Source organism: Mesorhizobium salmacidum (SeqCode), from assembly GCF_037179605.1.
GTDB lineage: Bacteria > Pseudomonadota > Alphaproteobacteria > Rhizobiales > Rhizobiaceae > Mesorhizobium > Mesorhizobium salmacidum.
On the sequence record NZ_JAPYKS010000009.1, the window covers coordinates 209,408 to 228,852 of the forward strand.

A 19,445-nucleotide genomic window follows, 5' to 3' on the forward strand; every position below is an offset into this window, starting at 1 on the left:
TCTGAGCGCCTTCAAAATACACGGAATGCGCAACAAAGGTTTTGGATGAACGTACCGCGGCAAAGCCCGCAAAATCGCTACCGCTGCCGCGTCGGCTTCCGAAGGCCGCCCGCAAGGGCCGCAAAGCCGCTGCCGGGACGCAGCCCTTCGCGCATGAAAAAGGCGCGAAGCGGTGCAAAACCACCAAGCACGCCGAGACCGACGCCACGCGCCATTTGCGCCGGCAACATATCGGAAAGAAGCGACACGTTGAGCAGATTGACCGCGCTACTCCGCGCGAGGATGTCAGGCCGGCGTTTGAAATCGTAGGCTGCAAGGGTCTCGGCAGCGCCGGGGTCTCCGCGATTTTCCGTTGCGATTCCAACCAGATCGTCGATATCCCTGATGCCTAGGTTGAGGCCTTGCGCACCGATCGGCGGGAATACGTGCGCGGCTTCACCGACAAGCGCCACCCGTCGCGCCGCGAAACGCAGAGGGGTCACCGTCGATAATGGATAAATCTGGCGGCCCGGCTCCACGATTACCCGGCCGAGCATCGACTGCATCTTTCGTTCGATCCGCAGCGAGAGCGTTGCGTCGTCCAACGCGGCAAGCTCCCTGGCGGTCTCGGGCTTGACCACCCAGACAAGGCTGGAGCGATTGCCCGGCAGCGGAACCTGGGTGAACGGGCCAGTCTCGGTATGGAACTCCGTCGAGGTGAAGCCATGTTCGCGGCTGTGGCCAAAATTGAGGACGAGCGCCGCCTGAGGGTAGGCGCGCGCCGCCGTCGAGATGCCGGCGGCCTCGCGGGCCGGCGACAGCCGACCATCGGCAGCGACCGCAAGCGATGCATCGATCTCGCTGCCGTCAGCCAGCGCGGCATGAGCTTTGTCGCCGCCGAGATGCCAGGCCTTCACCATCGATCTGCGCCATTCGATCCCGGAATGCGCCGCCACCTTGCCGGCAAGCGCGGGTCCAAGGACGCTGTTGGGCATATTCAGGCCGAACTGTTCCTCGTCGATCTCGCTGGCGCGGAAAGTGACGACGGGACTGCGGATCAGCCGGCCGGTCGCATCGACAATGCGCATCACCTTCAAGGGTGCGGCCTTGGGCACGATGTCCTGGAACACGCCCAGCCGTTCGAGCACTTTCAGCGCAGGCGTCATGAGCGCCGTGGTGCGGCCATCGGGAGCTGAAACCTCGGGCCCGGCAATCGTCACCGGAAAACCGGCATCGGCGAAGCCAAGTGCGGCGATCAATCCCGCCGGCCCCGTGCCTGCGATCAGTATCCGCGCTATTTCCTGATGCTCCAAGATCGGTTTCCGGCTTGCTGTGCGAGGCGGCCATCAGACCTGCCAGTCAAGAGACGCATATAGGGCAGATCATGCGGCTTGATCAACGCGGCGATTCGGCCCATTCGAGTGGAATGACCGGCCAACAGGATGATTTCAGCCACCTCGATCGTGCCGGCCGCGCCACGGCAAACGTCGCGCGCAACCCGCGCTTGACGGTCAACGTCGTCGTCGGTGCAAGCATCGCATTGGCCTGGCTGCTGCTAGCCGCGATGGCGATTCGCAGCGCCGAAACCCAGATCAGCGCGCCAGGCGATGCCTTGTTGCGTAATTTGCCGCAACTGCCGTTACCAGCCGTCCTCGAACGGTTCTTCGCGCTCTGCCTTTCACCAGCGCCGCTCGACGCAAGCATCGGCCCGCATACCCTGGCGCTCATCCTCATGTGGTTTCTCATGGCGATCGCCGCGATGCTGCCATCCGCGGCACCAATGATCCGCATTTATTGCGAGATCGCCGATACCGCGCGGATCAAGGGGGAGTCAGTCGTCCATCCGCTGGTGCTGGTTGCCGGCTACCTCTGCGTCTGGCTTGCCGCCTCGATGCTGTTTGCGGCACTGACACTTGCTGTCCACGCATTCGCCGCCTCCGGCGGGATATTCGATCCGGTGCTTGGCGTTGCTGGTGGGCTCGCCTTGCTGGTTGCCGGCCTCTACCAGTTCAGCGGCCTCAAGGAGGCCTGCCTGACGAAATGCCGGAACCCGTTCTCGATCCTGTTTTCGAACTGGAGTGCCGAGACCGTCCGCGTGTTTCGGCTCGGCGCCGCGCAAGGCATCTGGTGCCTGGGATGTTGCTGGGCGTTGATGCTGGTGATGTTCGCCGTGGGCGTGATGAATGTCTTCTGGATGGCGCTGATCGGGGTGTTCACCCTGATTGAAAAACAGACGACGGGCAGTCTTCCAACCCGGCTGGCTGGTGCGATACTGCTTGTCTGGGCAGCCGCGCTGCTAGTAGTCTCGCTATGACGAGGGGAAATTCGATGGCAGATCAAAGCTGGGCAATGAAAGGAGAGCTCGCACTCTCCTGCAATTGCACGGTTTTTTGTCCTTGCGTGCTGTCGCTTGGCAGTCATCCTCCGACCGAGGGCTATTGCCAGACCTGGGCGGGTTTTCGTCTCGACGCCGGGCATTTCGGCGAGGTCGACCTCTCCGGCCTCAATCTCGGGTTGATCATGGAAATCCCCGGTTACATGAGTCGCGGCAACTGGACCGCAGGCCTGTTCATCGACATCAGAGCCTCGGTCTACGCGGTCAAGGCATTGACCAAGATCTTCACCGGCAAGGCCGGCGGGACGACGTCGCTGCTCTCGATCCTCGTCGGCAAATTCCTGGGCGTCGAACAGGTGCCGATTACCTATGAAACGCGGGACAAGACGCGTATTTTCCAGATACCGAAGATCATCGACGGGGCGGTCACGCCAATCGCGGGCAAGGACCGCGAGAAGGATACGGTGATCACGAATTCCGAATACTGGATCGCGCCGGAGATCATCGTGGCGAGGTCCGACAAGAGCAAGATGCGCGCCTTTGGCCGCAATTGGAATTTCGCCGGCCGCTCGGCCGAAATCTGCAAGCTGGATTGGCGGGGCCCGTGAGAAAGAACACAAAGGCCCGGAAAATCGCCGAGAAGATCACCGAGCGAATTCCGCGACCGAAGAAGAAGGTCACCTGGCCGCAGGCGCGCGCGTTTTCGGTGCATCTGCTGACCGCCTCCGGTTCGTTCCTGGCTTTCCTGTCGCTGGTCGCGGCGAGCGAGGAGCGCTGGACGGCTATGTTCTGGTGGCTCGGACTGGCGCTTTTCGTCGATGGCATCGATGGGCCGATCGCCCGAAAGCTGGAGGTCAAGGAAATCCTGCCGACCTGGTCCGGCGAACTCCTCGACAACATTATCGACTATGTGACCTACGTGCTGATCCCGGCCTTCGCGCTCTACCAACGGGGCTTCATGGGCGAAGGCCTCTCGTTCCTTTCGGCCGCCATCATCGTCGTGTCGAGCGCGATCTACTATGCCGACACCGGCATGAAGACGAAGGAGAACTTCTTCAAGGGATTCCCCGTGGTCTGGAACATGGTGGTGTTCACTCTATTCGTCATCGAACCCGGACAATGGGTTTCGTTCGCGGTGGTCGTGGTGGCCGGTATTCTGACTTTTGTCCCGATAAACTTCATCCATCCGGTGCGGGTGGAGCGGCTGCGGCCGATCAATCTCGGCATGACACTGTTGTGGTGCGCCTTTGGCGCGCTTGCGCTCGCGCAGGCGGCGCTCGCCGCTTTCTACGATCAGATCGGCGTGCTGGGCGAGCAGGTCGGCACCTTCACCAAGATCGGCATTACCGTTACCGGGCTCTACCTTGCAACCATTGGTGGCCTCATGCAGTTCTTTCCAAACCTCGGCGCCAAAAAGCCCTGACCAGCCGCTTTTCAAGGAATCCCCTCCATGTCCAAAGCGATCCGCATCCATGCCAATGGCGGCCCGGAAGTCCTGACCTATGAAGACGCCGATCCCGGCCAGCCGGGTTCGGGCCAGATCCTGGTCAGGCATACCGCGATCGGTCTCAATTTCATCGATGTCTATCATCGCTCGGGCCTCTATCCGCCGCCCGGCGGGTTTCCGCTCATTCCGGGCAGCGAAGCCGCCGGCGTGGTGCTGGAAGTCGGCCAGGACGTCGACTGGCTGAAGCCCGGCGACCGGATTGCCTATGCCGTGACGACGGGCGCTTATGCGCAAGAGCGCGTCATCGATGCCAGCAAGGTCGTCAAGGTGCCGGACGGCATCAGCGACGAACAGGCGGCCGCCATGATGCTGAAGGGCATGACCGCGGAATATCTGCTGCGCCGGACCTTCAAGGTGAAGGAAGGCGACACGATCCTGTTTCATGCAGCAGCCGGCGGCGTCGGGCTCATTCTGGGCCAGTGGGCGAAGCATCTCGGGGCGACGGTCATCGGCACCGCCAGCTCTGCCGACAAGATCGAACTGGCCAAGGCACACGGTTTCGATCACGTCATCAACTACAAGGAGCAGGATTTCGTCGCCGGCGTCGCCGCGATCACCGGCGGCAGGAAATGCGACGTTGTCTTTGATTCCGTGGGCAACGACACATTTCCGGCCTCGCTCGACTGCCTCAAGCCGCTCGGTATGTTCGTCAGCTTCGGGCAGTCTTCCGGACCCATCCCGCCGTTTTCGATGTCGCTGCTGGCGCAGAAGGGCTCGCTGTTCGCCACGAGGCCGACGCTGTTCGTCTACAATGCCAAACGCGAGGACCTCGACGCCTCCGCCGCCGCACTGTTCGAGGTCGTGCTCAGCGGTGCTGTCGAGATCAAGATCAATCAGCGCTATGCACTGAAGGACGCGGGCAAGGCACATCAGGATCTTGAAGGACGTAGAACGACAGGCACGACCGTCCTGGTTCCCTGACGACAGGCTGCCTGGGTTTTCAACGTCCTGCCGCAGCGGCGGGCATGGTTTGCACGGAAAGCCGGCCAGCCGTATCCTTGTGCGAGAAGGGCTAATCTTTACCCTTGAGTTTCCGCTGAAATTCTTGAAGCTCTTTCAAGTCGGGTGCTGCTTTCGCACGAGAGCCGGCCGCGCATACGATGCTTGCGGGAACACAGAACATGTCCGGTAATCCGGATGGGAGGCACTGTGAGTGCAAATCATGATGGGGCGAACCTGCTTGAGGTTCGTGGCCTGACCAAGATATTCGGCACGTTGACAGCGTGCGACCATATCGACCTCAACATCGCCAAAGGTGAAATCCACGCTTTGCTCGGGGAGAACGGCGCCGGCAAGTCGACGCTGGTCAAGATGCTGTTCGGCTCGCTGGAGCCCAATTCGGGCGAGATTTTCTGGAATGGCCAAGCGGTGCGGATCACCAGCCCTGGCGCCGCCAAGAAGCTCGGCATCGGCATGGTGTTCCAGCATTTTTCGCTGTTCGAGGCGCTGACGGCTGCCGAGAACATCGCGCTGTCGCTGGATGACGGCTCGCCGATCAGCAGCATCGCGGCCAAGGCGAGGGCGCTTTCCTACAGTTACGGCTTGCCGCTCGATCCGGAATCGCTGGTCGGCGACCTTTCGGTCGGTGAGCGCCAGCGCATCGAGATTATCCGCTGCCTGCTGCAGACGCCACAACTCATCATCCTGGACGAGCCGACATCGGTACTGACGCCACAGGAGGCCGACAAGCTGTTCGAGACGTTGGAACGGTTGCGCTCGGAAGGCAAATCGATCCTCTACATTTCGCACCGGCTCGAAGAGGTCAAACGCATCTGCGACCGCGCCACGGTGCTGCGGCATGGTAAGGTGGTCGGTCACTGCAATCCGCGCGAGCAGACAGCCTCATCGCTCGCCCGCATGATGGTCGGCAGCGAGGTGCAGGCGGTGGTGCGGGCGCCGGTCGAGGGGATCGAAACCGCGCAGCCGCTGCTCGAAATCCGCGACCTCAACCGCAAGCCGGCAACGCCGTTTTCCATTCCGCTCAAGAACGTCAGCCTCAATGTCCGCGCCGGCGAGGTGATCGGCATTGCCGGCGTCGCCGGCAACGGCCAGGGCGAGTTCTTCGAATCCGTCTCCGGCGAGGTTTTGCAGCAGGATACCGCCTCGGTGCGCATCCGTGGCAAGGACGCCGGCGGCCTCACCATTACCGGGCGGCGCCTGCTGGGGGCTGCCTTCGTGCCGGAGGAGCGTCTCGGCCATGGTGCCGCACCGCGCATGAAACTCTCGGAAAACCTCCTGCTGTCGCGCCACGCCACGGACGGCAAGGCTTTTGTCGGCGCCGGTGGCATGGTCAAGAGCGGCGCCGTCTACGCCGCTTCGCAACGCATCATCGAGGCGATGGATGTGCGCAAAAGCGCGCCGGATCCCGAAGCGGCGGCACTTTCGGGCGGCAATCTGCAGAAATTCATCGTCGGCCGCGAACTCGACCGCCGGCCAAGCGTCATGGTGGTGAACCAGCCGACATGGGGCGTCGACGCCGGTGCCGCCGCCCACATCCGCCAGGCCTTGATCGAGCTCTCTCGCAGCGGATCGGCCGTACTGGTGATCAGCCAGGATCTGGACGAGCTGTTCGAGATATCGGACGCGATCGCGGTCATGCACAATGGCGAATTGTCCAAGCCGATGCCGATCGCCGAGGCGACTTTCGAGAAGGTCGGCCTGTTGATGGGCGGCGCCGAACCCGGCCACGCCGAACACACGCTGGAGACGGCATGATGCGCCTCGAACTCGTCAAACGCCCGCAGCGCTCGGCGCTGTTTTCGATGCTGTCGCCGTTCATCGCCTTCGCGCTGACCATCATCGCCGGAGCCATTATGTTCGCGCTGCTCGGCGTCAACCCGCTCAACGCATTCAAGATCTATTTCATCGAGCCGATCAGCCAGGTCTGGCAATTGCATGAGCTGGCAATCAAGGCCGCGCCGCTGATCCTGATCGCTGTCGGCTTGTCGGTCTGCTACAAGGCCAACATCTGGAACATCGGCGCCGAAGGCCAGTTCATCTTCGGCGCAATCTTCGGCTCCATCATTCCCGTGCTGTTTCCGCAATTCGAGGGCCCGCTGGTGCTGCCGCTGATGCTTCTGCTCGGCATGGTCGGCGGTGCGGCCTACGCGGCGATCCCGGCCTTGCTGAAGACCCGGTTCAATACCAACGAGATCCTGACCAGCCTGATGCTGGTCTATGTCGCGCAGCTGTTCCTTGACTGGCTGGTGCGCGGTCCCTGGCGCGATCCGCAGGGACACGGCTTTCCGCAGACGATCCAGTTCGGCGACTCGGCCGTGCTGCCGGAGCTGATGCCCGATGCCGGACGAGCCAATTGGGGCTTCGTCTTCGCCCTGGTTGCGGCGGTGCTGATCTGGATCCTGATGGGCCGCATGCTCAAGGGTTTCGAGGTCCGCGTGCTGGGCTCCAGTCCGAGGGCAGGGCGGTTCGCCGGCTTCGGCCTGAACCGCATGGTATTCTTCGCCTTCCTGCTGTCGGGCGCGCTGGCCGGCCTTGCCGGCATCTCGGAAGTCTCCGGTGCCATTGGGCAACTGCAGCCCGTGATTTCGCCCGGCTATGGCTTCACCGCCATCATCGTGGCCTTCCTTGGCCGCCTCAATCCGCTCGGCATCGTCGCCGCGGGCCTGGTTCTGGCGCTGACCTATCTCGGCGGCGAGGCGGTGCAAAGCGCGCTCGGCATTTCCGACAAGGTGGCGAGGGTGTTCCAGGGCATGCTGCTGTTCTTCGTGCTCGGTTGCGACACGCTCATTCATTACCGCATCCGATTGATCGGCCTGGCGCTGACCAAACAGGAAGCCCCCGCGAAGCTCGAGGCCGCGCCAAAGTTGAAGGAAGCCCGCTGATGGACATTACCGTCAACATCCTCCTGACCATCGCAACGGCGGCGACGCCGCTTTTGATCGCGGCGATCGGCGAATTGGTGGTCGAGCGCTCCGGCGTGCTCAATCTCGGTGTCGAAGGCATGATGGTCATAGGCGCCGTCGGCGGCTTCGGAGCCGGCTATCTGACCGGATCGCCCTGGGTTGGCCTCCTGGCGGCGATCGCCGTGGGAGCGCTTTTCTCCCTGCTGTTCGCCGTCATGACGCTGTCGCTGGCCACCAACCAGGTGGCGACCGGCCTGTCACTGACGCTGCTTGGTCTCGGCCTCTCCGGCATGATGGGAACGCGCTTCGTCGGCCAGCCTGGCGTCAGGCTGCCCAACCTCGACATTCCCGGCCTCAGCTCGATTCCAATCGTGGGCAGGCTGCTCTTTGGCCAGGACCCTGTGTTCTACATTTCGATCGCGCTGACGGCCGCGGTAATGTGGTTTCTGTTCAAGACGCGTACCGGGCTGACGCTGCGTTCGATCGGCGACAGCCACACATCGGCGCATGCGCTCGGCATCAAGGTCATCCGCTACCGCTACCTGGCGGTCATCTTCGGCGGCGCTTGCGCCGGTCTTGCCGGCGGGCATCTGTCGCTGGTCTATACGCCGCAGTGGGTCGAGAACATGTCCGCTGGCCGCGGCTGGATCGCGCTCGCACTGGTGGTGTTCGCATCCTGGCGGCCGTGGCGGGTGCTGGCCGGCGCCTATATCTTCGGCGCGGTCTGGATCGGCCAGCTTCATGCACAGGCTTTTGGCATTCCGGTGCCCTCGCAGATGCTTTCTTCTCTGCCCTATCTGGCAACCGTCGTGGTTCTCGTTCTAATCTCGCGCAACAAGCGTCTGACGATGATGAACACGCCGGCCTCCCTGGGGCAGCCATTCGTTCCGGATCGTTGACAACAACAAAAAGACGGGAAGCTCCAAGGCTTAACACAGAGAGGTAACACAATGAAAAAACTGCTTATTGCCCTGATGACGACGACAGCGGCTTTGTCGCTGGCGGCGTCCGCAGAGGCCGCCGACAAGTTGAAGGCCTGCTGGGTCTATACCGGCCCGATCGGCGATTTCGGCTATTCCTACCAGCACGACCAGGGCCGCCTCGAGGTCGAGAAAGCTCTCGGCGACAAGGTCGAAACCGCCTATCTGGAGAACGTCTCCGAAGGCCCCGACGCCGACCGGGCTTTCGAGCGTCTGGCGCGCGAAGGCTGCAAGATCATCTTCGGCACCTCGTTCGGTTTCATGGACGCCGAAGTGAAGGTCGCCAAGAAGTTTCCCAAGGTGATGTTCGAGCACGCCACCGGATACAAGACCGGGGACAATCTCGGCATCTACAATGCGCGCTTCTATGAAGGCCGCTACGTGCTCGGCCAGATCGCCGCCAAGGAATCGAAGTCCGGCGTCGCCGGCTACATCGTCTCCTTCCCGATCCCCGAAGTGGTGATGGGCATCAACTCCTTCATGCTCGGCGCGCAATCGATCAATCCGAACTTCAAGGCCAAGATCGTCTGGGTGAACTCGTGGTTCGATCCGGGCAAGGAAGCCGACGCCGCCAAGGCTCTGTTCGACCAGGGCGCCGATATCATCGTCCAGCACACCGACTCGACCGCTGCCCTGCAGGTGGCCGAAGAGCGCAAGCTGCACGGCTTCGGCCAGTCGTCCGACATGATCAAGTTCGCGCCGAACGCGCAGCTGACCTCGCTGACCGACGAGTGGGGCCCTTATTATATCAGCCGCGTGCAGGCAGCCATCGACGGCAGCTGGAAGCCGGACAATGTCTGGCTCGGCATCAAGGACGGCGCGGTCAAGCTCGCGCCCTACACCAACATGCCTGATGACGTGAAGGCGATGGCCGAAGCGACCGAAAAGAAGATCGCCGGCGGCTGGAATCCCTTCACCGGACCGATCGCCAAGCAGGACGGCTCGGCATGGCTGAAGGACGGCGAGGTCGCCGACGACGGCACACTGCTCGGCATGAATTTCTACGTCAAGGGCGTCGACGACAAGCTGCCGCAATAAGCGGTGGATCACATTTCGATATGGAGAGGGCGCCGCGAGGCGCCCTTTTCATTTGTCGGAAAAGCGAGGAAGGGTCAGACGGCCGAACCGTAGAGATCATAGGCGTCGGCGCGCTCGACCTTGACGGTGACGATATCGCCGGCGCGCAACGGCCGGCGCGACTGGACGTGGACCGAGCCGTCGATCTCAGGTGCGTCATATTTGGTGCGGCCCTTTGCCGAGTTCCCGTGCGCTTCGTCGATCAGCACCGGCAGCCGTTTGCCGACCTTCCTGGCAAGCTGCGTCGCCGAGATCTTCTGCTGGCGCTGCATGAAGCGATGCCAGCGCGCTTCCTTGATCTCCTGCGGAACCTGCTCGAGCCCAAGGTCGTTGGAACGGGCGCCTCTGACCGGCTCGTATTTGAAGCAGCCGGCGCGATCGATTTTCGCTTCATCCAGCCAATCGAGCAACATCTCGAAATCGTCGTCCGTTTCGCCGGGGAAGCCGACGATGAAGGTCGAGCGGATGGCGAGATCCGGGCACACGTCGCGCCAGCCGCGAATGCGCTCAAGCGTCTTTTCGCCGTGGGCGGGCCTGCGCATGTTCTTCAGCACCTGCGGCGAGGCATGCTGGAAGGGGATATCCAGATAGGGAAGGATTTTTCCCTCGGCCATCAGGGGGATGACGTCGGCGACATGCGGGTAGGGGTAGACATAATGCATGCGAACCCAGATGCCGAGCTTGCCCAGCTCCTCCGAGAGATCGAGGAATTTCGCCCGCACTTCGCGGTCGCCGAACATGGACGTCTGGTACTTGATGTCGATGCCGTAGGCGCTGGTATCCTGCGAGATGACGAGGAGTTCCTTGACGCCGGCCTTGGCCAGTTTTTCGGCTTCCCGCAGCACATCGGCCGCCGGCCGCGAAACGAGATCTCCGCGAAGTGCCGGGATGATGCAGAAGGTGCAACGGTTGTTGCAGCCTTCCGAAATCTTCAGATAGGCATAGTGGCGCGGCGTCAGCTTGACGCCCTGCGGCGGCAGGAGGTCGATGTAGGGATCGTGCGAGGGAGGGGCAGCCTCATGGACGGCGGCCATCACGCTCTCATAGGCCTGCGGCCCCGTGATCGCCAGAACGTTGGGGTGCTTCTCGCGGATCACGTCCGGCTCGGCGCCCAGACAGCCGGTGACGATGACCCTGCCGTTTTCCGAAAGCGCGGAGCCGATGGCGTTGAGCGACTCGTCGCGAGCGGAATCAAGGAAACCACAGGTATTGACGACAACGAGATCGGCGCCGTCATGCTTGCGGGCGATCTCGTAGCCCTCGGCCCGCAGACGCGTGATGATGCGCTCGGAATCCACGAGCGCCTTCGGGCATCCAAGGCTGACGAAACTGACGCGAGGGGCGGACATAGGCAAGTTTCCAATGGGGACACGGCCGGAACGGTGCCCCGGCCTCAAGTCGCTGTAAAATGTCGGTCTGTGGCGCATGGCCGGAGCCAATACGCGCGGCGCAATAGCACGGGTTCAGCAATCAAGCAAACCTGTCGATGGGCTGGTCCACGCCATCGGGGTGGCTCAGTGGCCTCCCGATCCGAACCAGGGTGCCAAAAAAGCGAAATGATCGGGGAATTGCTGCACGGCCCCATCAAGCAGCATCTTGACCGCGACATAGAGGATGATGACCAGGCCGACATAGGCAATCCAGCGGTATTTGTGCAGCAGGCGCGCGACAAACGACGCGGCAAAGCCCATCAACGCGATCGACAGCGCCAGTCCGACAATCAGCACCGTCGGATGGTTCATGGCCGCGCCCGCCACGGCAAGGACATTGTCGAGCGACATCGACACGTCGGCAATGACGATCTGCCAGGCGGCTTGCGAGAAGGTCTTGCTTGGCCCCTTGCCGCCGACGACGCCATCCTTGTCGAAGTCGCCGTTCGACAGCGCTTCGGTGGCGTCGCGCTCGTCGTCGTGGCTGACACGCAATTCGCGCCACATCTTCCAGCAAACCCACAGCAAAAGCAGGCCGCCACCGATAAGCAGCATGGGACCAATGGTCAGCAGCCATTGTGTGATCAAGGCGAAGAAAATGCGAAGAACGGTGGCAGCCGCGATGCCGACAAGAATGGCTCGCTTGCGTTGGCTGACCGGCAGGCCGGCCGCCGCGAGGCCGATGACAATGGCATTGTCGCCCGCGAGGGCAAGATCGATAGCGATGACCTGAAGAAGAGCCGAAAAGCCCGCGGTGGTAAAAATTTCCATCGACCTGGAAGCCCTTCGTCGAGTGTTCGTCGTCGATCGTCGCAACGGGCCTAAAGGCACGGTCCGCTGGCGTCAAGTCGCAGCACCGGACAACACTGGAAAACCATTTTCGTGGCGGTGGAACCACGCGAGATTCTCAACAGCCGCCGACTGCAGCCAGATGCCGGTGCGAGCCTGCGAGAACCTAATCGTACAGATTGTACTTCGCCCAGTCGGCCTCCGGGATCTCATCCCCGATCCGATAGCGGAGCTGGAGAACGTCCATATGGTCCGGCCCCGTCTGGCATTTGAATTTCAGCCGGTACCATTGTCCCTTGCTGCGGAACGCCGCACCGGGGCTCCGGATCGCGTCGGCGCTCATCTCTGGCGTCGCGAAGGCGTATGCGACGACGCGGTCGGCCTTGAACTTGCGGTCGTCATGAGAGATGCGGTCGAGGATTTCGGCGTCGCAACGTTGTTCGAGGCGAGTTTGCGGGTCGAGTTTCAGGAGGCCGGCGCGCAGGGCGCTGTCCATGGCGCTGGCCGGAAAAGCCAGGGCCAAGGACGCCACGGCCGTCATACATAGTGTCTTCATGGGCGGGACAAGCAGCATGTTTTGTCTGAAAAATCAACCAACAGGCCTGGCAGGTTCCCGTGTTCAGGCGGTTTGCGCGTTCAAAATCCCGTGTCGTGTTTCATCGTCGGACGACCGCGGCCAACGGATCAGCGAGGCGTGCGTAACGCCGTCCCCAAGACTTGGCCGGCGCCAACCTGTTGTCGGAGAAACACCTTGGTGTCCTGATCGAGATTCCGCCAATCGCAGTCGCACAATGCAGCTTCCATGGCATAGAGCGCGAGGATCGTCACATGCCGGCCAAATCGAAACTTCAGGCGACGATAGGCTTCGACCGAGCCGAGATTGCGCAAAACGTCGTCGGAGACAATGTCGATTTCCGCCAACATCCGCGCCGTCGCCGGGCCAAGGTTTCGCATGTCCTGGATGCGCACCATCACCATGCATCCCCTGGTTCGATCGGCAAATCCAGCTCAAACTGACCGACGGCATAGAGCACGTTCACGATCATCCTGGCGAACTGTCCGGGGCCTGCGGCCAACGGATCAGCGAGGCACGGCCAGCGTCGGTGAGATCGTAGACGCCGCGGTCGACGCGCGCGAACCAGCCATAGACATTATGCAGCAGGATCTTTGGCGCAAGCGGCGTCAGCGCCTTCAGGTCGCGTGGGCGCTTGGGCCCGTCCGCCAACGCCGCGGCGCAGGCGAGGGCGCTCTGCCGGTAGGCGGTCATGATCGGAGTGCGCGATCCTCCGCCGGCGACAGGATCGCCGCGGCGGCGCTGGTGCTCGTCGACAAGGCGAGAACGCCGTCGCGCATTCTTGCGCGGCGCCACGGCGATCGGACTGAGAAGCACTTCGACCCGATCATTGGCGGTTACGCCAATCAGGCCGAAGCCGAGCCGACGGCAAAGGTTGCGGAACCTGGCATCGCTTTCGCGCCCCTTGCCACGCGCCGACATGCGCGCCGCCAGCCACACTTCATCGCAAGCAGCCGCGCGGTCGACGCCCTGCAGAACCAACTCGAGATTGAACTGCAGTTTCAACTCGCAGATGACGACGATCGGGGGCTCTCCCTCGCGCAGCGCGACGATGTCGCAGCCGCCGATTTCGCCTTTCACGACGAAGTCGAGGTTTTCGAGGAAACGCTTCACCGGCGCATAAAGTGAGGTCTCGTTCATGCCGCAAGGCTTAGCCGATTCGACGTGAAAAGCCTCGCAGGCGAAATGATGTCTCGCGTGCATGGCCCGGAGCTGGGACTCCGGAAGCGGTGCGGCAGGGCTCAGGGTTGAATTTTTTTGAGGAAAACCAGCAGCACGTGGTTGAACTGGTCGGGACGCTGCAAGGGCGCGAAATGACTGACCTCGGGCAGCATGACCAATTCCGATCCCGGTATGCTGTGGGCCAGATAGATCGCGTGCTCGTCCTTGATAAACTCGTCGTGCTCGCTTTGGACGATCGCCACGGGCACGCCGATGTCTCCCAGTTCGGCGGCCCCGTAATTGGGTTCGCTCTTCATCATCAGGCCGACAGCTTTGACAAACGCATCGAATTGACCTGGCGTGGCCGACAGCTCGGCATAGTCCTTTTTGTGCCGGCTGAAACACCGCTCGATGACCGGACTGGCCTCGAACTCCTTCGTGCCGCTGGGATCCATATTGCAGCCGAAGAAGAACACACCCGCGATGCGATCGGCGGCCTTCATCCCAAGGATCAGGGCAACGCAGGCGCCATCGCTCCAACCCACTGCGATAGCCTTGTTCAATTGCAGGCGGTCCATCACCGCCAGGACATCCGAGGCCATCAGTTCGTATTTGTACGGCCGTTCGTCCCGGGTGCTGCGTCCATGGCCGCGGCTGTCGATGGTGACGGCCTGATAGCCGTTCTTGACCAATGACGGGACCTGAAATCCCCAATTGCCGCTATGGCCAAGGCCGCCATGCAACAGGATCACGGGATAACCCGTCCCAAACGTCGCGTACCAGATCTTTGCGCCCTCGTGCTCCACCTGACCTTCGTCCGCCGCGGCCGGCAAAGGAGCGGCGCCGTGCGCTTCGAATTTCGTGAGGTCGTCGTCGCGATAATCCATGCCGAAACCAGCCTCGTGGCAAATTGCGCAGGACCTACATTTATCGCCGGCACCCGCCGGCACCAACCCACGAAGGAATTTCTGCTGCCATCAGGCGACACGACAAGTGGGGTTGTGTTGCCGCCCCTGAACGCCGTTCGGCGCGAAGCAGCCAGCATCGGGCGGCAACAGCCGCGGTCAATATCTGCCGTCAGCCTTTGCTCTCCGGCACTACCCGATTTGATCGTTTCCGGCGGCGCAGCAGTGGATAGCCAATCTGTCCGAAGTAGCTGGAGGGGACAGGATCATCGACGCCATACTTCTCAGGCACTTTGTTGCCAGTCGCATTGTAGGTGCCGAACACCACGTCGAGGAAGGGCAACTGTCCGGCGAAGTTCTTGTCATAGGCTTCGCGCTGGTTGGCATGGTGCCAGCGATGGAACTGCGGGCTGGCGATAAGCCACTTCAAGGGGCCGAACGGAATTCGCAAGTTCGAATGAACGAGCAGCGTGTGCCAGAAGTAGATGACGGAAAAGACCGCGATCGAAGCTTCGGAAAATCCGAGAAAAAAGATCGGAGTCAGCGAAATTGCCTTCGTGATTATGGAGTCGACGGGGTGAGAGTGGAATGCACCGAGCCAGTCCAGTTCCTCGATGCCGTGATGGACCGCATGGAACTTCCAAAGCGCGGGGATTTCGTGAAACGCACGGTGTGCCCAGTAGACACCTATATCGGTAATCACGATGATTTCGGCGACCTGCAGCCAGATTGGCTGGCCGCCGATCGCGTGCGTTACCGATTGCGGGACCAGCATTGCAGCGGCTTCGAGCGTGTTCGCCGCGATCAGGACTACTACTGCCTTTATGACGAGGCCGTTGAACAGCATATAGATCAGGTCGACACCCAAGCCGTTGCGCAGGATCTTCTGCGGTCGCTCTGCAAACAGATGCTCGAACGGAATGAAGATCAGCGCGCAGATCAACAGCCCCTTGATGCCAAAGATATCCATTCGACCGCTATCGCCTTGCCTTTGGCCAGCGCCACCCGCGCTTCAGTTTCGAACAGAACCACATTTCTCCTTTCGAAAGGCTTGATGCCGGCCGCCCGTGTCATGCTCACGGCTTGTCACACACTCGCCGGGTGTCACATCCGTGTCGCAAGCTGGCGCTACTTGGTCGGCACGCGCTTGTCGAACGCAGCGCAACGCGCGTCCTCCCAGGACTAACCCCTCCGGTCCCTGCCGGCGGGGTTTTTCATTCCAGAACCATATTGTCGGTCGCGAGTTGTCCTTGCTATTGTGGCATTGGTCAGCACAGGGACGCCCATCATGGACGCAAGCGAAATGAGTGCGATCGGCGACACTCTCATGAGGATCGTCACGCCCGACATGTCTCCCAAGCAGCTTGTCAAAGCTGCCCGGAAAGCGCACCCCAAGGCCTCCAAGAAGGACATTGCGAGAGCAGCCTTCTTTTCGATCATCGCGAACGCGGACCAGGACATCGGCAAGGCCAGGAACCTGCAGGCATTTGCCATCGCGGAGCGCACACAGCAATCGGACTGAGCAAGTCTCCCGCCTTGGCGTTGGACTTACTATCGCTGCGCGATCACGCTTCATCGCCGGGGATAAGCCGCCCGGCAGACCGACATGACGGTATCGCGCAGCCAACGATGCGCCGGGTCGGCGTCCATGCGAGGATGCCACATCGCCGATATCTTGAACTCTGGAATGGAAAGCGGGAGCTCGAAGCTCTCGAGACCCGCCGTGACGGCATGGTCGCTTGCGCCGGCATCGCCGAAACACGAGCGCGGCACGGTCGCGACCAGATCCGATTGGCGCACGATCCGCATTGCATCGGGGTAGCCGGGCACCACAACCACGACGGTGCGTCCAAGGCCAAGCTTCACCAAGGCTCCATCGATCGGCTCGACGACATTTCCTTCCCGTGATGCCACCACATGCTTGCAGGCGGCGTAGCGTTCGGGCGTCACACCCGCGCCCGTCAGAAGCGGGTGTCCGGCCCGAGCCACGCCGACATATTTGTCGTGGAACAGGAACTGGGTGCGTATCTCGGGCGCGGACGTTCCAAGCAAACCGATCTCCAGATCGATGAGACCTTCCCGAAGCGGACGCGCGTCCTTGTCGGGCTTTGGTGCGAAGCGCAGGCGCACATGGGGCGCCGCACGGGTGACCGCAATCACGACCCGGCCGGAAAGGAATTCCAGGAATGCTTCGCTGGCGCGAATGGTGAATGTCAATTCGAGCGTGGCCAAGTCCAGGCGCATGTTCTGCGGCCGCAGAACAGCTCGCACATCCCGGCTGAGCTCATGGACGCGATCGCGCAATTCCGTGGCGTGGGGCGTGGGCACAAGCCCGCGTCCGGCCCGGACGAGCAGCGGGTCGCCGGTGGCAGCGCGAAGTCGCGTGAGCGTCCGGCTCATCGCCGAGGTGCTCAAGCCGAGCCGGCGGGCCGCCCCCGTCACGCTGCCTTCGGCAAGCAAGACGTCCAGCGCCACGAGAAGGTTCAAGTCCACATTGTCCATGGCACAGCCTTATCCCAGCTGTTCTGGCAGACATAGCGCCGGATGCAACCATAGTTTGAATTTGGCGCGTCTGGCGCGTGGCTTCCGCTTGCCCATATCTGCGGTCACCCAGCAAACGAAAGAGATTGCCCAATGTCCGCAGACGCTCTGAACACCCCATCAGGTACAGCCCTTCTTATCGGCGCATCGCGCGGCCTCGGCCACGCGATGGCGGCCGAGTTCCTCAGGAAAGGCTGGCATGTCGTTGGCACGATCCGGGAAAGCGGCGGCCGGACCAAGCTGCACGATCTCGCGGATGCGTTCGACGGCCGGCTCGAAATCGAGACGGTCGACATCTGCGAGCCCGATCAGGTCGCGGCCTTGCGCGACCGGCTGTCGGGCAGGGCATTCGACATAGTGTTCGTCAATGCCGGCGTGACAAACAACCCGGCTGAAACGATCGCTGATGTGACGACCGACGAGTTCGTTCGCGTGATGGTCACAAATGCACTCAGCCCGATGCGTGTCCTCGAGAGCCTGGAGCCATTTGTCCCGGCGACCGGTCTGATCGGCGTGATGTCGTCCGGGCAGGGCAGCATTTCCAACAACGAAACAGGTCAACGTGAGGTCTACCGCGGCAGCAAGGCGGCGCTGAACATGTTCATGCGAAGCTTCGCGGCCCGTCATGCCGCAACATCGCGTGCCATGGTGCTGATGGCGCCCGGATGGGTCCGTACTGAGTTGGGCGGACCAGATGGACGGCTGAGCATCGAGGAAAGCGTCCCCAGCCTTGTGAACGTCCTGCTTGCCAGGCGGGGAACCCCGGGGTTGACCTATGTCGACTATCTCGGCCGCACCGTCCCCTGGTGATATAGGCCCGCCAAGCGGAACGTCGCAAACGTCACCGGCACCGCACGATGGTTCTGGAGAAAGAGGGACAAAGGTTCGGGCGTCGGCGCTCAATCCTTAAGCGTCGGTCCTGTGCGGAAAGTGCAGGCGTCTGAAAGCCTACATGTTGCTGGCGGCGTGATGCTGCGGCGGAGCCGGTCTGTTCTTGGCGGGCCGGGGTTTGATGTGAACCGGCCGATCGGCGAGTGTTTTCACTATCGGCGGCATCACGCGCTGCTTGGCAGCTACGCGCTCGCGTTTCACCATCTTGGCGACAAAGCTCCGCACTTCAAACATAAAGGGCTCCTCCCAGATGCCCTCCCGCGAGTCCATCTTACGCCTGCTGAAGGCCAACCGCATCTAGATTCGGCATGGTTAACCCGCCTCCCTGCCTTTGCTGCCGCTCCTCGCCCTCACCGCAGCGCTGGCCATCGTCGGCGCCCCGCTGCTGCACTGAAAGGAAACAAGATCCCCCCACATCAAACCTGCATATTTGCAGGTTTAGCTCGGCTGCTCAGGTGCCCGGGCTTCTTCGTCTGTGGCGGAAAAGTCACGCAACCCGGATAATGCGGTGCTTCAACTGGTGCGCGCTTATTATCCAACCAGGCGAGGCGTATCGTCATCGAGGGTAAAAAGGGGGCCACCCTTGACCGCACGCGTTTCATTTCCTCCCATGAACTAGCGCCCGCTGCGCAAAACGTGGCGGGCGTTTTCTTGATTCAGGGCGTCAAGGCGCGGCGGGTTCGGCTTCCACATTGTCAGGCTCGACAGCCGTCAAGAGGCAGTGCTTCAAGCCACCGCCGACAAATTTATCGCGCTCCACAAGGGTGATCCTGTGAAGGCGCTAAAGGAAATGATCGTGCTCAATGGGCATCTGCAACAGCGGCTCGATACGTTGTCCAAATCGCGGAAGCGCCAATGACAAGGCCTAGAGACTTTCCGCCACTGTGGTTTGTGGGTGCATCTGACGTGCAGCGAGCAGACGCGCATAAGCTGATGCACCTCATGTTAGTTGCGAAACGTCAGGTTGAAATTGTGCAAACAAGCATTGATTTAGCTGATGCAGGATTTTCGGAAATCGGCCGCTATCTTTCAGCGATTGCCGATGCTGCCCGGACGGGAAGAAGGCCTGAAGCAGTCGCGAAGGAACGGTTTGAACAAGCAAAAGACTGGACCTACATAGGCGCTCACTCCACGATTAGGAGTCTCTATTTTTTTAAAGAGAGCCTTGAGGAAATAGCTGATTTTTTGGCCGGATCGCAGCTGTCATCGGCTCTCATTGATAGTTCCGTCCCCCAAAAGGCCATCGCCCAATTCGACGCCGCCTTTCCGACTATCAAAACAACTCGCAATGCATCAGCCCACTCGGCGGAAAACGCTATGAAGCCCGAAGAGCATTGGGTGACAGCCGGGCCGATGGACCTCTGATCAAAGCAGCAGCCGGTTCGACATTCGTAGTTATGGACTCTTTCGAGA

The 19,445-nt window shown here is 61.6% G+C and carries 21 protein-coding genes; 11 read left to right on the forward strand and 10 right to left on the reverse strand.

Going from position 1 to position 19,445, the window contains the following annotated elements; genetic code table 11:
- Positions 1-77: 77 nt before the first annotated feature.
- On the reverse strand, positions 78-1,292 hold the full coding sequence (locus O7A60_RS14780) for a UbiH/UbiF family hydroxylase (RefSeq protein WP_337106926.1): 1,215 nt from the start codon (positions 1,290-1,292) through the stop codon (positions 78-80).
- A 113-nt stretch (positions 1,293-1,405) separates the two neighbouring features.
- Here O7A60_RS14780 and O7A60_RS14785 point away from each other — a divergent pair, with 113 nt between their 5' ends.
- The 8 genes from O7A60_RS14785 to O7A60_RS14820 all read left to right on the forward strand — a co-directional run bounded on the left by O7A60_RS14785 (position 1,406) and on the right by O7A60_RS14820 (position 9,702).
- Positions 1,406-2,293 carry a DUF2182 domain-containing protein gene (locus O7A60_RS14785; RefSeq protein WP_337106927.1) on the forward strand — a complete coding sequence of 296 codons (888 nt, stop codon included), beginning with the start codon at positions 1,406-1,408 and terminating at the stop codon, positions 2,291-2,293.
- Positions 2,294-2,307: 14 nt separating this feature from the next.
- Entirely contained in the window at positions 2,308-2,922 is a 615-nt protein-coding gene (locus tag O7A60_RS14790) for a DUF1326 domain-containing protein (protein WP_337106928.1), read from the forward strand.
- Complete coding sequence (gene pcsA / locus O7A60_RS14795; RefSeq protein ID WP_337106929.1) at positions 2,919-3,737, forward strand: phosphatidylcholine synthase; 819 nt, start codon at positions 2,919-2,921, stop codon at positions 3,735-3,737. The genes O7A60_RS14790 and pcsA overlap by 4 nt, the downstream gene beginning before the upstream one ends.
- A 27-nt stretch (positions 3,738-3,764) precedes the next feature.
- Positions 3,765-4,742 (forward strand): quinone oxidoreductase family protein, encoded by a 978-nt coding sequence (locus O7A60_RS14800; protein ID WP_337106930.1) that lies wholly within the window; start codon positions 3,765-3,767, stop codon positions 4,740-4,742.
- A 216-nt stretch (positions 4,743-4,958) separates the two neighbouring features.
- Positions 4,959-6,536, forward strand: coding sequence for an ABC transporter ATP-binding protein (locus tag O7A60_RS14805; RefSeq protein ID WP_337106931.1), 1,578 nt, complete (start codon positions 4,959-4,961; stop codon positions 6,534-6,536).
- On the forward strand, positions 6,533-7,663 hold the full coding sequence (locus tag O7A60_RS14810; RefSeq protein ID WP_027142702.1) for an ABC transporter permease: 1,131 nt from the start codon (positions 6,533-6,535) through the stop codon (positions 7,661-7,663). The genes O7A60_RS14805 and O7A60_RS14810 overlap by 4 nt, the downstream gene beginning before the upstream one ends.
- Positions 7,663-8,583 carry an ABC transporter permease gene (locus O7A60_RS14815; RefSeq protein WP_337106932.1) on the forward strand — a complete coding sequence of 307 codons (921 nt, stop codon included), beginning with the start codon at positions 7,663-7,665 and terminating at the stop codon, positions 8,581-8,583. Before O7A60_RS14810 ends, O7A60_RS14815 begins: the two co-directional genes overlap by 1 nt.
- Positions 8,584-8,634: 51 nt before the next feature.
- The gene (locus O7A60_RS14820; RefSeq protein ID WP_027142704.1) at positions 8,635-9,702 is read left to right on the forward strand and encodes a BMP family ABC transporter substrate-binding protein; all 1,068 of its coding nucleotides are present in this window, start codon (positions 8,635-8,637) and stop codon (positions 9,700-9,702) included.
- 74 nt (positions 9,703-9,776) lie between these two features.
- On the opposite strand, the gene rimO is transcribed toward O7A60_RS14820, so the two are convergent.
- From rimO to O7A60_RS14855, 7 genes are all read right to left on the reverse strand, one after another.
- Positions 9,777-11,090, reverse strand: a complete 1,314-nt coding sequence (rimO, locus tag O7A60_RS14825) for a 30S ribosomal protein S12 methylthiotransferase RimO (protein ID WP_337106933.1) — start codon at positions 11,088-11,090, stop codon at positions 9,777-9,779.
- Between the two features lie 165 nt (positions 11,091-11,255).
- Positions 11,256-11,942: a TerC family protein gene (locus O7A60_RS14830; RefSeq protein WP_140505329.1), complete on the reverse strand. Its 687-nt coding sequence runs from the start codon at positions 11,940-11,942 to the stop codon at positions 11,256-11,258.
- Between the two features lie 184 nt (positions 11,943-12,126).
- Positions 12,127-12,534, reverse strand: coding sequence for a DUF930 domain-containing protein (locus tag O7A60_RS14835; protein ID WP_032935075.1), 408 nt, complete (start codon positions 12,532-12,534; stop codon positions 12,127-12,129).
- A gap of 110 nt (positions 12,535-12,644) precedes the next feature.
- Complete coding sequence (locus tag O7A60_RS14840) at positions 12,645-12,932, reverse strand: TfoX/Sxy family DNA transformation protein (RefSeq protein ID WP_337106934.1); 288 nt, start codon at positions 12,930-12,932, stop codon at positions 12,645-12,647.
- A 70-nt stretch (positions 12,933-13,002) separates the two neighbouring features.
- The gene (locus tag O7A60_RS14845; RefSeq protein ID WP_140711578.1) at positions 13,003-13,674 is read right to left on the reverse strand and encodes a DUF2161 domain-containing phosphodiesterase; all 672 of its coding nucleotides are present in this window, start codon (positions 13,672-13,674) and stop codon (positions 13,003-13,005) included.
- A 101-nt stretch (positions 13,675-13,775) separates the two neighbouring features.
- Positions 13,776-14,582: an alpha/beta fold hydrolase gene (locus tag O7A60_RS14850; RefSeq protein WP_337106935.1), complete on the reverse strand. Its 807-nt coding sequence runs from the start codon at positions 14,580-14,582 to the stop codon at positions 13,776-13,778.
- 190 nt (positions 14,583-14,772) lie between these two features.
- Entirely contained in the window at positions 14,773-15,570 is a 798-nt protein-coding gene (locus tag O7A60_RS14855; RefSeq protein ID WP_337106936.1) for a sterol desaturase family protein, read from the reverse strand.
- 318 nt (positions 15,571-15,888) lie between these two features.
- Between O7A60_RS14855 and O7A60_RS14860 the strand changes: the two genes are divergently transcribed.
- Positions 15,889-16,122 carry a hypothetical protein gene (locus O7A60_RS14860; protein WP_135880345.1) on the forward strand — a complete coding sequence of 78 codons (234 nt, stop codon included), beginning with the start codon at positions 15,889-15,891 and terminating at the stop codon, positions 16,120-16,122.
- A 50-nt stretch (positions 16,123-16,172) separates the two neighbouring features.
- On the opposite strand, the gene O7A60_RS14865 is transcribed toward O7A60_RS14860, so the two are convergent.
- Entirely contained in the window at positions 16,173-17,102 is a 930-nt protein-coding gene (locus O7A60_RS14865) for a LysR family transcriptional regulator (RefSeq protein ID WP_337106937.1), read from the reverse strand.
- A 132-nt stretch (positions 17,103-17,234) separates the two neighbouring features.
- Here O7A60_RS14865 and O7A60_RS14870 point away from each other — a divergent pair, with 132 nt between their 5' ends.
- The gene (locus tag O7A60_RS14870; protein ID WP_337106938.1) at positions 17,235-17,951 is read left to right on the forward strand and encodes an SDR family oxidoreductase; all 717 of its coding nucleotides are present in this window, start codon (positions 17,235-17,237) and stop codon (positions 17,949-17,951) included.
- Between the two features lie 138 nt (positions 17,952-18,089).
- On the opposite strand, the gene O7A60_RS14875 is transcribed toward O7A60_RS14870, so the two are convergent.
- Complete coding sequence (locus tag O7A60_RS14875; RefSeq protein WP_140711572.1) at positions 18,090-18,302, reverse strand: hypothetical protein; 213 nt, start codon at positions 18,300-18,302, stop codon at positions 18,090-18,092.
- 585 nt (positions 18,303-18,887) lie between these two features.
- Here O7A60_RS14875 and O7A60_RS14880 point away from each other — a divergent pair.
- Positions 18,888-19,397 carry a hypothetical protein gene (locus O7A60_RS14880; RefSeq protein WP_337106939.1) on the forward strand — a complete coding sequence of 170 codons (510 nt, stop codon included), beginning with the start codon at positions 18,888-18,890 and terminating at the stop codon, positions 19,395-19,397.
- The last annotated feature ends 48 nt before the right edge of the window (positions 19,398-19,445 follow it).